Genomic DNA, 14,549 nt, shown 5'->3' with positions numbered 1-14,549 from the left:
GTGGGATGGACGATGGATGAGAGCGAGTTGGAAGCGCTGGGGAGAGCTGGAGTGAGCAGGATGGAGAGTAGCTTGCCAGTGGGATGGACGATGGATGAGAGCGAGTTGGAAGTGCTGGGGAGAGCTGGAGTGAGCGGGATGGAGAGTAGCTTGCCAGTGGGATGGACGATGGATGAGAGTGGGTTGGAAGCGCTGGGGAGAGCTGGAGTTATCGGGATGGAGAGTAGCTTGCCAGTGGGATGGACGATGGATGAGAGCGAGTTGGAGTGCTGGGGAGAGCTGGAGTGAGCGGGATGGAGAATAGCTTGCCAGTGGGATGGACGATGGATGAGAGCGAGTTGAAAGTGCTGGGGAGCTGGAGTGAGTGGGATGAAAAAGTATCTGCCGATTATGCTGGATGTGGAAGGACGGCGGGTGGTGATCGTTGGCGGCGGGGCGGTGGCTGTGCGCAAGGCGGCTCCGCTGCTGGAAGCGGGTGCGGAGCTGGCGGTGATCAGCCCCTCGCTCAGCGGGACGCTGGCTGCGATGGCTGATGAGGGGCGGCTGCAATGGATCAGCCGCCCCTATGCTCCCGGGGATCTCCAGGGAGCTGTTCTGGTCTATGCCGCCAGCGATAACAGGGCGGTGAACGAGGCCGTTGCCGCGGAAGCCCGGCAGCTGGGGCTGCCCGTTAATGTGGCCAGCCATGCAGAGGCGGGCACGTTCATTACGCCCGGCGTGCTCCGCCGCGGGCGCTTGACGGTTACGGTCTCGACCTCCGGGGCGGGACCGTCGGCGGCTGCGGAGATTACGCAGCAGATTGCGGGGCTGCTCGGCGAGGAATACGAGCCGTATCTGGATTTCCTGCATGAGCTGCGGACAGCGATTAAGCAGCTGGAGCCGGCGGCAGAGACCCGGGCGCGGCTCTTGCGGCGGCTGGGGAAGCTGGATGTGTTGAATGAGCTGCGGCAGGGCACCTTTATACCATGGACACGCGGGGAGATTGAGGCTTGGGTGGCGCGCAACCGGGAGGAATAGGCGGCGGAAGTGGCTGAGGCGGGCGAATGAGATGTACAAATACCCTTGAATTCAGCGAAAGTGGCTCAATCGAGCAAATGAGGTGTATAAATACCCTTGAATTCGGCTGAAGCGGCTCAATTGAGCAAATGAGGTGTATAAATACCCTTGAATTCGGCCGAAGCGGCTCAATTGAGCAAATGAGGTGTATAAATACCCTTGAATTTAGCGGAAGCGGCTCAATCGAGCGAATGAGGTGTACAAATACCCTTGAATTCAGCGAAAGTGGCTCAATCGAGCGAATGAGGTGTATAAATACCCTTGAATTCAACCGAGGCGGCCCGGGCGTGTTTATCCACGGGAGAGTTGCACGGCGGCGGCTGGAATAAGGGACTGACTTAAACAGGGGGAATTGGGCATGCGGAAGATTATCGTGGGCAGCAGACAAAGTGCGCTGGCTTTAACGCAGACGGGGCATGTGATTGCCGATCTGGAGCGGCTTAGCGGAGCGCATGGGTTTGATTTTACTTTTGAGGTGCATAAGATTGTGACCAAGGGTGACCGGATTCTCGATGTGACCCTGTCGAAAGTGGGCGGCAAAGGTTTGTTCGTCAAGGAAATTGAGCAGGCGATGCTCGCCAAGGACATTGATATGGCGGTACATAGTATGAAGGATATGCCTTCCGAATTGCCGGAAGGCTTAATGAATGGAGCGGTGCCGAAGCGCGAAGATCCGCGCGATGTGCTGATCTCAAGCAGCGGAGCGGGCCTTGAGGAGCTGCCGGAAGGCGCGCGCGTAGGCACCAGCAGCTTGCGGCGCTCCAGCCAGCTGGCTGCGCTGAGACCGGATCTGCTCATTGAGCCGGTACGCGGCAATATCGACTCCCGGCTGAAGAAGCTGGAGAGCGGCGAATATGACGCGATTCTGCTGGCAGCGGCGGGGCTGTCGCGAATGGGGTGGCAGGACCGGATTACGGCATATTTGCCGCCTGAGGTCTGCCTGCCCGCTGTCGGCCAGGGCGCACTCGGCATCGAATGCCGCAAGGACGACAACGAGCTGCGCAAGCTGCTGGCGCTGTATAACGATGAGCGCACGGCGCTTACTGTTACGGCGGAGCGGACCTTCCTCGGCGCTCTGAACGGGGGCTGCCAGGTGCCGATTGGCGCCTATGCGGTACTTGAATCAGAAGCCGGAACAGCTGCGAGGCCGTCCATAACGTTAACCGGAATGGTCGGAACACCGGACGGCACAGTCATTCTGAAGGAGACCTGCACCGGTGAAGATCCGGTGGAGCTGGGTGCGGAGGTTGCACGGAAGCTGGTGGCCCGAGGTGCGGAGAAGATTTTGGCCGATGTAAGGGAATAAGGAGTACATGGGGTACGGGTTATACAGGGGAGCAGCGCAGGTTACCGAGAAGCTTATGCAGGCCTGAATAGTATGTGTATAGGGATAAGGGGATGACGGAGATGGCGGGGAAGGTATATCTGGTAGGTGCAGGTCCGGGGGATGCGAAGCTGATTACGGTTAAGGGGCTGGAGTGTATCCAAAAGGCCGATGTGCTGGTCTATGACAGACTGGCCAGTCCAAGGCTGCTGAAATGGATGAAGCCCGGCGGTGAGAAAATTTACGTAGGCAAGCTCTCGGACCGCCATACGATGAAGCAGGAGGATATTAATCAGCTGCTGGTGAATCTCGCGCTTGAGGGCAAAACGGTGGTGCGGCTGAAGGGCGGGGACCCTGTGATTTTTGGCCGGGTGGGTGAAGAAGCAGAGCTGCTGCGCAGGAATGGCATCTACTATGAGATTGTGCCGGGCATTACCTCAGCCATCAGCGTCCCGGCGTATGCCGGTATTCCGGTAACCCACCGGGAGGCGTCGTCTTCCCTGTCGATTATTACGGGCCATGAGAGCCCGGATAAGCTGGATCATTCCATTCAATGGGATAAAGTAACGAATGCGACAGGCACGCTGGTATTCCTGATGGGTGTCGCCAAAATCGGTTACATCAGCGCCCAGCTCATGAAGCATGGCCGTCCGCCGGAGACTCCGGTGGCGCTGGTGCGCTGGGGGACCCGTGCAGATCAGGAGACGCTGACCGGCACGTTGGCCGATATTGAGGCGAAGGTTACAGCGGCCGATTTTCAGCCGCCGGCGGTTATTGTGGTCGGTGACGTTGTGCTCCAGCGGGAGCACCTGATGTGGGTCGAGGCGCTGCCGCTGTTCGGCAAGCGGATTGTAGTGACGCGGGCGCGCGCACAGGCAAGCGAACTGGTGGACCGGATCGAGGAGCTGGGCGGCGAGCCGTATGAGTTCCCGGTCATTGAGACGGTGATGCAGCGGGATGCGGACAAGCAGGCGGAGATCGCTGCGGCACTTGGCGGGCTTGCGGCGTATGACTGGGTGTTCTTCACCAGTCCGAACGGCGTAGACTTCTTCATGCGGCATCTGACGCAACAGAAGCTGGATATCCGCAGCCTGCACAGGGCGCGTCTATGCGCAGTGGGACCGGGTACGGCTGCAGCGCTCGCAGAGCGCGGGCTGATCTCCGAAGAATTGCCCGGCCGCTTCCAGGCGGAAGGGCTGATTGAAGCGTTCGGCCCGGAGCTTAAGCCAGGGCAGAAGGTGCTGCTTCCGCGCGGCGATCTGGCGCGCGAATGGCTGCCCGGCAAGCTGAGGGAGCTGGGACTTGCAGTGACGGAAGTGGATACGTATGAGACGGTGGTCACCGGCGAGGATGATATTGAACTGGTGAAGCTGCTGGAGGAGAAGCGCATTCATGCGGTGACCTTCACCAGCTCGTCTACAGTGCGCAATTTCCTCGGCATCCTGAAGCGGATGGGCCTGGAAGATCCGCTGGCGCTGCTGGCAGGCGTTAAGATTGCCTGCATCGGTCCGGTTACCGAACAGACCGCAGTCGAAGCAGGCTTCACTCCGGGACTGCTCCCGGAGGAAGCCACCATCGAAGGACTGGTGCAGGAGCTGTGCCGCTGGAATGAAACGACAAGGCTGAGATAGCCTGTTCCTTCCAGATCTGTCAGCGCTTCCTTTGAGCGTTACAATCGGGTCCGGCCTATTATCTTCGTTAATTTTAACATCTCAATACGGCTTAAGACGATTAGATGTGCGTATCTACTTAACTGCTTATTAACTACTTACTGAACAGGAGGTTTACAGCAATGAGCTTTCCAATAACCAGACACCGCCGTTTGCGCGGGTCGGCCGGTATTCGCGGCATGGTGCGCGAGACGGTGTTGAATGTGCTGGATTTCATCCAGCCGATTTTTGTAACCTATGGAACCGGTGTGAAGAATGAGATCAGCTCCATGCCCGGCGTGTATCATTTCTCGCTGGACACGCTTAAGGCGGAGGTGGATGAGATTGCTTCCCTGGGCATTCCGGCGGTACTGCTGTTCGGTATCCCCGAGACGAAGGATGCGGTTGGCTCGTCCGGCTTCGCAGATGATGGCATTGTGCAGGAAGCCACGCGTCTGATCAAAAAATGGTATCCCGACCTGCTGGTCGTCGCCGACACCTGCCTGTGTGAATTCACTGACCACGGCCACTGCGGCATGGTGCATACCCATACGGTGGATGGTGTGGTGCATGGGGATGTAATCAACGATGCTTCGCTTGAACTGCTGACCCGCACGGCGGTCTCACAGGCCCGGGCAGGGGCGGATATTATCGCGCCGTCCAACATGATGGACGGATTCGTGCAGGCGATCCGTGCCGGACTCGATGCGAATGGCTTCGAGCAGGTGCCGATCATGTCCTATTCGGTAAAATACGCCTCCGCCTTCTACGGCCCGTTTCGCGAAGCAGCGGATTCCGCTCCCCAGTTCGGCAACCGCAAGACGTATCAGATGGACCCGGCCAACCTGCGGGAAGCTATCCGCGAAGCGGATTCCGATGTGCTGGAAGGCGCGGATATGCTGATGGTGAAGCCTGCACTGGCTTATCTGGATGTAATCCGTACGATCCGCGACCAGTTCGATTTGCCTCTCGTAGCCTACAATGTCAGCGGTGAGTACTCGATGGTCAAGGCGGCTGCGCAGCAGGGCTGGATCGATGAGCAGGCGGTTGTGCTGGAGATGCTGACCGGCATGAAGCGCGCCGGAGCAGATGTAATCATTACCTATTTCGCCAAGGACGCAGCCCGCTGGCTGCGCGGCTAGGATCAGGAGGGAACAAGCATGGGCAATATACCGCTGAACCGCCGGGAAGAGGCTTCCCGCACCGCTTTTGAAGAGGCAAAACAATATATTCCCGGCGGGGTGAACAGCCCGGTCCGGGCATTCAAATCCGTAGGATTGACCCCGGTGTATGTCGAGAGGGGCGAAGGCTCGCGGATCTACGATATTGACGGCAACAGCTTCATTGACTACGTATGTTCGTGGGGACCGCTGATTATGGGGCATGCCCATCCTGAGGTGGTGAAGGCGTTGCAGGAGACTGCGGCCAGAGGGACAAGCTTCGGCGCGCCTACCCTGCTTGAGACCGCAATGGCCAAAACCGTGGTGGAACGCGTAGCCTCGGTGGACATTGTCCGCATGGTGAATTCGGGGACGGAAGCGACGATGAGCGCGATCAGACTGGCCCGCGGCTACACCGGACGCAGCAAAATCCTCAAATTCGAAGGCTCCTATCACGGCCATGCCGACAGCCTGCTGATTAAAGCCGGTTCCGGGGTGGCTACGTTGGGGCTGCCGGATAGTCCGGGCGTGCCGGAAGGTGTGGCGGTGAATACGATCACGGTACCTTATAATGACCTGGACGGGGTCAAAACCGCTTTTGAACGTTACGGCAACGAGATTGCCGCTATCATCGTTGAGCCGATCGCCGGAAATATGGGCGTGGTGCCTCCGCTTCCGGGGTTCCTGGAGGGGCTTCGTAAGGTGACTACGGGGTACGGGGCTTTGCTGATTTTTGACGAGGTGATGACCGGCTTCCGTGTGGACCGGGGATGTGCGCAGGGACTGTTCGGGCTGGACCCGGACCTGACCTGCTTCGGCAAGGTTATCGGCGGCGGGCTTCCTGTAGGGGCTTATGGCGGCAAAAGAGAGATCATGGAGCAGATCGCCCCGTCCGGCCCGATCTATCAGGCAGGCACACTCAGCGGAAATCCGCTGGCGATGGCGGCGGGCTACAGCACGCTTGCGCTGCTGACCCCTGAGGTCTACACCCATCTGGAGTCGCTTGGCGCAAGGCTGGAAGCCGGACTTAAGCGCAATGCGCAGGAGACGGGAATTCCGCTGACGATTAACCGCGTGGGCTCGATGGTATGTCCGTTCTTCACGGAGGAGCCGGTCATTAACTTCGAGACGGCCAAGACCAGTAACCTGGAGCTGTTCAAGCGTTATTTTGGCAAAATGCTGGATCAGGGCATCAGCGTTCCGCCGTCCCAGTTCGAGGGAATGTTCGTATCCGCTGCGCATAGCGAGCAGGATATTGACGATACAATTGCGGGCCATTATCAGGCCCTGAAATCGCTATGACGGCCGGACCGGAGGAGTTGTCCGGCCAGCATGGCAGCGGCGCGGGCCAAGACGGAAGTGATACCGCCAGCGCCCCCTTCGCGGGCGGCGGCAAGTGGACCCGGCGCGGGGAATGGCTGGAAGCCATGCCTGGCCGGGTTATTACGTCGGCTGCCGACAGACCGGCAGCCATCGATGCCTGGCTGCTGGGCGTAGCCGGCATGCCGGAGAAGCTGCATGCCCGGCTGCGCCTCGAGGACGGCATCCAGTGGAGGGGCGACCGGCTGCGGCTGGCCCTGTTCCCGCACCGGGAAGCGGGAATAGAGCCGGTATGGCAGGAAGCTGCGCCTGAGGTGCTGTTCGAGGACGACTTTTGCCTTGTGGTCCACAAGCCTGCGGGTATGGCAGTTCATCCGGACGGCACCAGCACGGAGGTGACGCTGGATCATCTTGTAGCCGCGCATTATGCGGCTTCCGGCGGCGGCATTGCCGTCCGTCATATCCACCGGCTGGACAAGGATACCACCGGACCTGTGCTGTATGCGAAGAACGAATACGCCCAGCTTGTGCTGGATGATGATATGCGTGAGAAGAAGGTATCCCGCCTGTATGCCGCGATTGTTGAAGGCACAGTGCCGCCTGAGCTTACAGTGATTGATGCCCCCATCGGCCGTGACCGCCATCATGCGGCGCGCAGACGGGTATCCCCTGGAGGGCAGGCGGCGGTAACACGGATTGTGGGGCGCGAAGCCCTGCCCGGCGGAACCGTAGTGAAGCTGGAGCTGGAGACGGGCCGGACGCACCAGATTCGTGTCCACCTCAGCCACGCGGGGCATCCGCTCTTCGGGGATGACCTCTACGGCGGAGCGGGCTGGCATACCGCGGGTATTCCCTCTTTATATGATGAGAAGCAGCCGCGCACGAAGCCTGGTCAGGTGAAATCTGCCATTACGGCCTGGTTCGAAGAGCAGGAGAAGGCAGGCCTTACCCCTGGTCTGCAAATCTCCGGCAAGCAGCCGGCTCCTCCCTTGAGGCCGGGAGTCAAGGCAAAGCCGGAGAGCTCCGGCCGCCAGGCGCTGCATGGCGAGAAGCTGATTTTCGCCCACCCCTGGACCCGCAACAAGATTGAAGTAGCCGATCCCTGGCCGGAGGATATGCGCCGTCTGCGCGGGCAAATCGGCGGCGTAGACCAGGAGTAGCCATTAACTAATGGAGCCTGTGAAGTTAAGACAACTCCATAGATGTCATGCCCAGCCGGGCCGCGTCTCTCTGAACTCTGGAGGATGCGGCTTGGCTTTTTTGTTGTTGTTCAGGCGACCTTCCCTCCAGCCGGAACATCGAACAATAAGCGGATTTATGCTATTTAATTTACGAACCATTACTCCCCGAGGAGCGCTAAGTGGATTTAGGGCATCTAATTTTCTCAATATGCCCTATATGTTTATTTTCAGCTTATATAAGTGTTGTTTGTCCAACTATTGCTGGATATTCGTAGATTTACTGATCAATAGTTGCCCTTTTTCCGCTTAATTAATTGAAGCTATTACGAATGACAAGGTGACAATCGAACAAAACTGCAGCTAATCTATAAGTGATCCATATATTTGCAGATTCCTAGTAACATTTGTAACTGACGGGCTTCCAATATATTGATAAATATAGTATGTAAGCGAAGCTCATTTCATGAACTGGGGGAATATTTGTGAAAAAAGTTACTAAGTTAATGCTCGTGGCCGGCATCTCATTGGCACTTGTCGGGGTAGGGAACAGCGGCGCCCTGAACAATGTCACTTCGGCAGCGAGCGCACCGCTTAAGGTAGGCCGGGTGGAAGCGGCTGCCCATGGCACCAAATGCTTCACTGTAGCGGTTGCTGTAGTACAAAATGGCGTAATCGTTGCGGCTTCGCTGGATGATTATCAGTTCCTGGGCACCGATGTAGCCACTGGCGTACCGAACTCGGACAAGGATTTCGGCCAGAACTACAAAGATCCGAACATGGTGCTGGCCTCCAAGAAGACCAATGCCAAATACTACAGTGAGCACATGAAGGAAGAAGCCAAATCGACAGTAGCCTATGACAAGAACCTGGCAGCGATCGAGAAATTCGCCACTGGCAAAACGATTAAATCCCTTGAAGCTACACTGACTAACAAAAGCAAAGAGCAAGTCGTTGATGCTGTAAGCGGTGCAACTTTGGTGGATACCCAAGGTTACCTGAAGGCTATTCTAAGCGCAGCTAAGGCTGCAAAATAAACAACTGTTCCATCATTTAACCGATGTTAACCCCTTCATGGCTGCGGCTGTGGAGGGGTTTTGCTATGCGGTTTCCATTTGTCACCAGACCGGCTCCGCTGTTCAAGAGAGTGGCACCCCTGCAATTATGGGTATAACAGTAATAAGTACAAAGACATCAGTATTCGTGAGTATTCATAACTGGGGGGAAGGCCATGAAATGGCAGGGCAGAAGAGGCAGTTCTAATGTGGAAGACCGCAGAGGCCGCGGCGGGGGCGGCGGGGGCAAGCTGATCGGCGGCGGAATTAGCGGGATCGTGATTATAGTGATTGTTACGCTGCTGAGCGGCGGGAATATCGGCGATATTATGGGGAATCTGACCTCAACCGGTTCGGGTACGAACTCAAGTGTCCCTTATGAACAGAGTGCCCAGGAGAAGGAGCTATCCGAGTTCGTATCTGTGGTGCTGGCCGATACCGAGGATGTCTGGTCCGATATCTTCAAAAAGCAGGGGATGACTTACCAGGACCCGACGCTTGTGCTCTACAGCGGTAGTGTGAACTCTGCCTGCGGAACCGCAAGCTCAGCCGTAGGCCCGTTTTATTGTCCGGGAGACGCCAAGCTGTATATCGATCTCAGCTTCTATGATGAGCTGCAGCAGCAGTTCAAGGCGCCGGGTGACTTCGCCATGGCGTATGTGATTGCTCATGAGGTGGGACATCATGTGCAGACGCTGCTGGGCGCTTCCGAGCAGCTGAATGCAGAACGCCAGCGCCTCAGCGAGGCCGAATTCAACAAGGTGCAGGTCCGCTTCGAGCTGCAGGCCGATTATTATGCTGGGGTCTGGGCGCATCATGTCCAGGGCCAGAATCTGCTGGAGGAAGGGGACCTCGAGGAGGCACTGACTGCGGCAAGCGCAGTCGGGGATGATACGATCCAGAAGCGGGCGCAGGGCTATGTGGTGCCGGACAGCTTCACGCACGGAACGTCCGAACAGCGCAAGCGCTGGTTCTATAAGGGCTTCAACTCCGGCACGATTGCCGGCGGAGATACTTTCAAGGCTGCTGAACTGTAGCCGCCGCCTGCATCAGGAACAACAAGAGCCGCTCTTCCGGTTGCCGGAGGGCGGCTCTTGTTGTTATTGGGGATATTAGTATGAGGAGCCGTTTCTGCTCCGTCGGGAAGCTGGGATGTATGCCAAAAACAGCATACATTGTGCTGCTGCGCAGGCGTCCGGCCCGAATGTATGCCAAAAACAGCATACATTGTGCTGCCGCGCAGGCGCCCGGCCCGAATGTATGCCAAAAACAGCATACATTGTGCTGACGCGCAGGCGCCCGGTCCAAATGTATGCGAAAAACAGCATACATTCGACTGGGTCTGCCCGGCCCTGACAGGCCGTCCCCCTGCGCGGGAACATGTGCTTATGGCTGCACATCGTTCCGGTAAGAGAGACGGTTGCGGCCAAGCTTCTTGGACTCCAGCAGGAGCTGGTCGGCGTAGACGTACCCTTTTTCCATAGAAGTCTTCTGGTCCGGGTCCGCCTTATAGTAAAAGAGCCCGAAGGATGCCGAATACGGCACGCGGATCATCTGCTCCTCGAATTCCGCACTTACGCTGTGATCGTGAAGGCTGTCCAGAATCTCCTGAATCTGTGTCCTGCACTCCTCGAAGGTCTTGTCCCTCAGCAGCAGCGTGAACTCTTCCCCGCCGCTGCGGAATAGGATGTCCCCCTCCTGCAGATGCTTCTGCAGCGTCTGCGCAAAATGAACAATGACCCGGTCGCCGACGGCGTGGTTGTAAGTGTCGTTGATCTTTTTGAACCGGTCGATGTCCGCCACTACAATTCCGATGTACTCGCCGCTCTGGTTGAGCTCCTTCATCATCTTGTCCATATGCGCCCGGTTATAGGTTCCGGTGAGGAAGTCGCGGTAGGCCATCTGCTCGAATTTGTCGCGTTCATACTTGTGCTGGGCACTCTGCGATTTGGAATAGAACGAGATACTGACCACATAATTGAGCACGAACAGGGTGATCAGCATCTCCCACTTCTCCATTTGCAGCAGCCGCAGCAGCAGAGCGTTACTCAGGGCCACCTTGCTGAAGTCCAGCAGATTCCGGCTTCGAAATAACAGGTTCCGTGCTTCACTGCGTGTCTTGATATCTCCCGACAGGGCGAAGGTCAGCACCAGGAAGGTGGAGGACAGCAGGGTGGTGACGCAGACAACGAGCAGGAACAGCAGCCAGTATCCGAGCGGAAGCTTGTCCGCCAGAGGAGAGAGCGCCGTATACAGATAGTACGCAGCAGAGCCGCCCAGTGTAAACGAACCGATATTGTAGAAGGTATCCAGGAACTCTCCGGGATCGGCGGTCTTTGTTTTCTTTTTATAGAAATATACGATGAACCGGTATACTGTCTCGAACAGGAGCGTGCCGAGCGGACCGGCAAAAATCCCGAAGGAGGAGGTATAGCTGATCGCATAATCGATTGTAGAGTTCCCGCTCCGGGTCACAATCCGCAATTGGAAATAGATGCTTGAGAAGATAGTGTATAGCAGTAATGCTTTTATATAGGTAGCGTCCAGGACTACAGCATGCGCGGGAATGAAGGCTATAGCCAGGGCTGCGACGAATAGGAAAAGGTCAAATACCCTCGCTTTTGACATGTCGGAAATTTCCTTTCAGGATTTATACCGATTATACCCGAAAAGATGATTCTTGATTAAAAGATATTTTTGAAATTTGCAGGGAATGACCATATATCCCTTTCCGCCTGCCCGCAGCCTACATATACTATTCTGATTTAAGGTGGAGCAGACTGCACCTGTGTCTAAATAAATCTATAGCCGGGGAGAGGAATGCATGAAGATATTGCTAGTCACCTACTGGGGCCTCACCAATATGGGCGGAATTTGGACATATATGAAGCAGCTGGCTGACAAGCTGGGCGAGCAGGGCCATTCCGTTACACTGATGGGCAGCCATGTGGAGAACAATACATTGTATTTGCTGAACCGGACAGAGTCTTTTGATAAAAAAGCGTTCTACTCGCTGCTGCTGCCCCAGCTGGATATCGGCCGCTTCCCCTCGCTGCATCTGGAGCACGGCATCTTCAGCTTTGAGCTGGGGCGTTACGTGTTCGAGGGCGGCGCCGCTGTGCTGGGCCTGGAGGAATACGATGTCATTCATGCCCAGGACCCTATCGCCTCCTATGCACTGCGGCGGATCATGCGCCGTCCTGTTCCGCTGGTCGCAAGTGTGCATGGGGCATTGACCAAGGAGACCTACTATGAGTACAAGGGACTTGAGCCGGGACTGACCCGGGAGGCCTATGAGCAGCGGCCGATCTGGAGATATTTCCGCAGGCTTGAGAGGCTGGGGGCCCAGGCGGCCGACCAGATTCTGGTCTCTTCGGAGTGGATCGGACAGCTTACGCAGAGCCTGGGGGTCAGCCAAGACCGTATCCATACCTTGCCGTACGGGCTGGACCTGCATCAATACGCAGCCAGGGCCGCAGAGACACCGCCGCTTCAATTTGCAGCGGGAATCCCTGTGATCATGTATGCCGGACGTCTTGAATATATCAAAGGCGTCCATGTGCTGATAGAGGCGCTGGGCATTCTGCAGCAGCGCTGTCAGCACTGGATCTGTGCGGTGGCCGGAATCGGCAGCCTCCTGGAGGAGCTCATGGAGCAGACCCGCCTGCTGGGTATCGCAGGGAAGGTCCATTTCACCGGGAAGCTGAACAATATTCCGGCTGCACTCCGGGCTGCCGACATCTATGTTCAGCCCTCTCTCCAGGACACGCAGCCCTTCTCGGTTACGGAAGCGCAGCTTGCCGGGATCGCGCCGATTGTCGCCGGAACCGCAGGCATGCCGGAGATGGTCCGGCAGGGAGAGACGGGCTGGATTGTTCCTCCCGGAGATGCCGCGAAGCTTGCCCTGCAAATCGAGCAGCTGCTGGGGGATGAGGAGCTGAGAAGACGCACCGGCCTCCAGGCTAAACAGTGGGCAGAGCAGACCCGTTCGCTGGATGTTATGGCTGCGGGTACGCTGAATGTATACCAGAGAGCAGTCAGACTGCGGGCGGGCCGTCCGGGAATTCCGGACCACCTCCGGTTTGAGGAAGAACCGGGCGCGGGTGCGCTGCCGGCAGCTTTTCATCCGGCGGATGTGCTTAACGAGTGTAGTCCAGGGAATCCGCTTGCCGTAACGCTGCGTGTGAAGCTTCCACAGCACTACTCTATTCCTGATGCACGTACGGCTCTTCCTCCCCTGTAATAGGCGCTGTCCGCAATTGAAGCGGCAAAGTTGTCATGCCTGCCTGATTGAAGCATATACATGAGGGGAGTAACATTTTGGGCTTATACTCTGGGCTTGTCTCAGGGATAGATTATGCCAAGAAGGAGGACATTTCCCGTGTTTGACCAGTCCCATGGCTTGCGGTTTGATATTTATGAACGCATTCACCTTTCGGAAGAGCTTCCGGGAATAGCAGAGCTGGAGGAAGTCGAGCTGGTTCCCGACATCCAGGTCATCCAGCGGGAGGACCGGGCTGAACTGCACGGACAACTGCTGCTCACCGGACTCTACCGGGGGGAGGATGACCTTACACAGCGTCTGGAGCATGCAATTCCCGTTGAAATCACTGTTCCGCTGACCCGGGTCAGCTCACTTGATGACATAGGGGTGGAGATCGAGAATTTCGATATTGATCTGCTGACGATGCGAACCGTCAACATTACCGGAGTGCTCTCGCTGCGGGGAATCGGAAGTGCAGATGCACAGCCGGCCTGGCAGCAGGAGGAATACACAGTAGCGTATTCGCCGGAGGCAGGAGACAGCAATACGTCTGAGGAGAAATTCCGCAGTCCGGAGAATGATACCCTGTATGAGAATTCGCTCTGGACCTATGGCGAGGGGGCGGCCGAGGGCTCTGAAGAAGATCAGAACTCTGCTAATCCGGCTGAGGCTGTAGTCCAACCTCTGTATGCGGAAGAAACTACGTACACCCAGCCCGCCGCCTATCTCTCCCCACCCCTGAAGGACAAGGAACCCAGAGCAAGGACCCATAGCCTGGATACGGCTTCTTCGGCAGGCAGCGCCGCCTTGAACACAGTGGATCATTGGGGTAATGCGAAGCTTCAAGCCGCCGCGCAGCCTGAGCCGGTGTTAACCTCCGCTGCCAGTGACGCTGCTGCGCTATTTGCCGGGAACGAAGAAGGGGAGGCGGCAGAGGAGATCCAGGCCATAGACAATGAAGTCTTCCTGTCTGCGGAATCTCTGGCTCCCCCTGAGGAGAAGCAGGATCTCAAGGTTGCCCTTGGCAGCAAAAAAGAACCTGGAGCCGCCGAGCGGGAGCCGCTCACCTTCTCCTCGCTGCTCAGCGCAAGCCGCGCCAACAGAGAGCAGGAAGAACTGCTATCGGGCAATTTAGACTCTGTAGCGGAGGCTGTTCCTGAGGCCGGCAATGACACAGCGTGGAAGAGCCGGTTCATCGGCGGCATGGGCGGAACGGAGCTGTTCCGCAAGGTAAGGCTCTGCATTGTACAGCGGGAAGAGACGCTGGACACCATAGCCGAGAAATACCAGCTAAGCACCCGGGAGCTGACCATGTATAACCGGCTGTCCGGTCAGGTTGTAGAAGAGGGACAGGTATTATACATCCCTTGAGATTGATGATGCGCGGAGAATTCAGGCTTAACAGGAACAGCCCTTGCCTTACGGATGGGGCTGTTCCTGTTTCTGTATATGATTTCCGCTTCTGGTTTACAAACCGTTCAGCCGGGGGTAATAGTCACTACCGGCCTACATACATTACACATTCAGGCAGCTATGCGCTGGT

General features: G+C 57.0%; 11 protein-coding genes and 1 pseudogene. 11 read left to right on the top strand and 1 reads right to left on the bottom strand.

Annotation, left to right across the window (positions count from 1 at the left end):
- Window positions 1–12 precede the first annotated feature (12 nt).
- The 9 genes and pseudogenes from NSS83_RS12245 (at window position 13) to NSS83_RS12205 (ending at window position 9,779) form a co-directional block, all read left to right on the top strand.
- Complete coding sequence (locus NSS83_RS12245) at window positions 13–288, top strand: hypothetical protein (RefSeq protein ID WP_341348315.1); 276 nt, start codon at window positions 13–15, stop codon at window positions 286–288.
- 81 nt (window positions 289–369) lie between these two features.
- A complete protein-coding gene (locus NSS83_RS12240) occupies window positions 370–1,017 on the top strand; it encodes an NAD(P)-dependent oxidoreductase (protein WP_341348314.1) in 648 nt (215 codons plus the stop codon).
- Between the two features lie 397 nt (window positions 1,018–1,414).
- A complete protein-coding gene (gene hemC, locus NSS83_RS12235; protein WP_341184272.1) occupies window positions 1,415–2,362 on the top strand; it encodes a hydroxymethylbilane synthase in 948 nt (315 codons plus the stop codon).
- A gap of 101 nt (window positions 2,363–2,463) precedes the next feature.
- Window positions 2,464–4,011, top strand: a complete 1,548-nt coding sequence (cobA, locus tag NSS83_RS12230; RefSeq protein ID WP_341348313.1) for a uroporphyrinogen-III C-methyltransferase — start codon at window positions 2,464–2,466, stop codon at window positions 4,009–4,011.
- 161 nt (window positions 4,012–4,172) lie between these two features.
- Window positions 4,173–5,171 carry a porphobilinogen synthase gene (gene hemB / locus NSS83_RS12225; protein WP_036698946.1) on the top strand — a complete coding sequence of 333 codons (999 nt, stop codon included), beginning with the start codon at window positions 4,173–4,175 and terminating at the stop codon, window positions 5,169–5,171.
- Window positions 5,172–5,189: 18 nt separating this feature from the next.
- Window positions 5,190–6,491, top strand: a complete 1,302-nt coding sequence (gene hemL / locus NSS83_RS12220) for a glutamate-1-semialdehyde 2,1-aminomutase (RefSeq protein WP_341348312.1) — start codon at window positions 5,190–5,192, stop codon at window positions 6,489–6,491.
- Between the two features lie 125 nt (window positions 6,492–6,616).
- A pseudogene (locus NSS83_RS12215) lies at window positions 6,617–7,336 on the top strand (RNA pseudouridine synthase); the annotation flags it as partial.
- Window positions 7,337–8,172: 836 nt separating this feature from the next.
- A complete protein-coding gene (locus tag NSS83_RS12210) occupies window positions 8,173–8,724 on the top strand; it encodes a hypothetical protein (protein WP_340752087.1) in 552 nt (183 codons plus the stop codon).
- Between the two features lie 194 nt (window positions 8,725–8,918).
- Window positions 8,919–9,779, top strand: a complete 861-nt coding sequence (locus NSS83_RS12205) for a neutral zinc metallopeptidase (RefSeq protein WP_340752088.1) — start codon at window positions 8,919–8,921, stop codon at window positions 9,777–9,779.
- A 349-nt stretch (window positions 9,780–10,128) separates the two neighbouring features.
- Here NSS83_RS12205 and NSS83_RS12200 read toward each other — a convergent pair whose 3' ends face one another.
- The gene (locus NSS83_RS12200) at window positions 10,129–11,370 is read right to left on the bottom strand and encodes a GGDEF domain-containing protein (RefSeq protein ID WP_341348311.1); all 1,242 of its coding nucleotides are present in this window, start codon (window positions 11,368–11,370) and stop codon (window positions 10,129–10,131) included.
- A gap of 196 nt (window positions 11,371–11,566) precedes the next feature.
- Here NSS83_RS12200 and NSS83_RS12195 point away from each other — a divergent pair, with 196 nt between their 5' ends.
- Window positions 11,567–12,985, top strand: a complete 1,419-nt coding sequence (locus NSS83_RS12195; RefSeq protein ID WP_341184277.1) for a glycosyltransferase family 4 protein — start codon at window positions 11,567–11,569, stop codon at window positions 12,983–12,985.
- A 138-nt stretch (window positions 12,986–13,123) separates the two neighbouring features.
- A complete protein-coding gene (locus NSS83_RS12190; RefSeq protein WP_341184278.1) occupies window positions 13,124–14,377 on the top strand; it encodes a LysM peptidoglycan-binding domain-containing protein in 1,254 nt (417 codons plus the stop codon).
- Window positions 14,378–14,549 lie beyond the last annotated feature (172 nt).

This window comes from Paenibacillus sp. FSL H3-0469 (assembly GCF_038051945.1).
Lineage (GTDB): Bacteria > Bacillota > Bacilli > Paenibacillales > Paenibacillaceae > Paenibacillus_AQ.
This window is presented reverse-complemented; position numbering and strand designations above follow the sequence as displayed.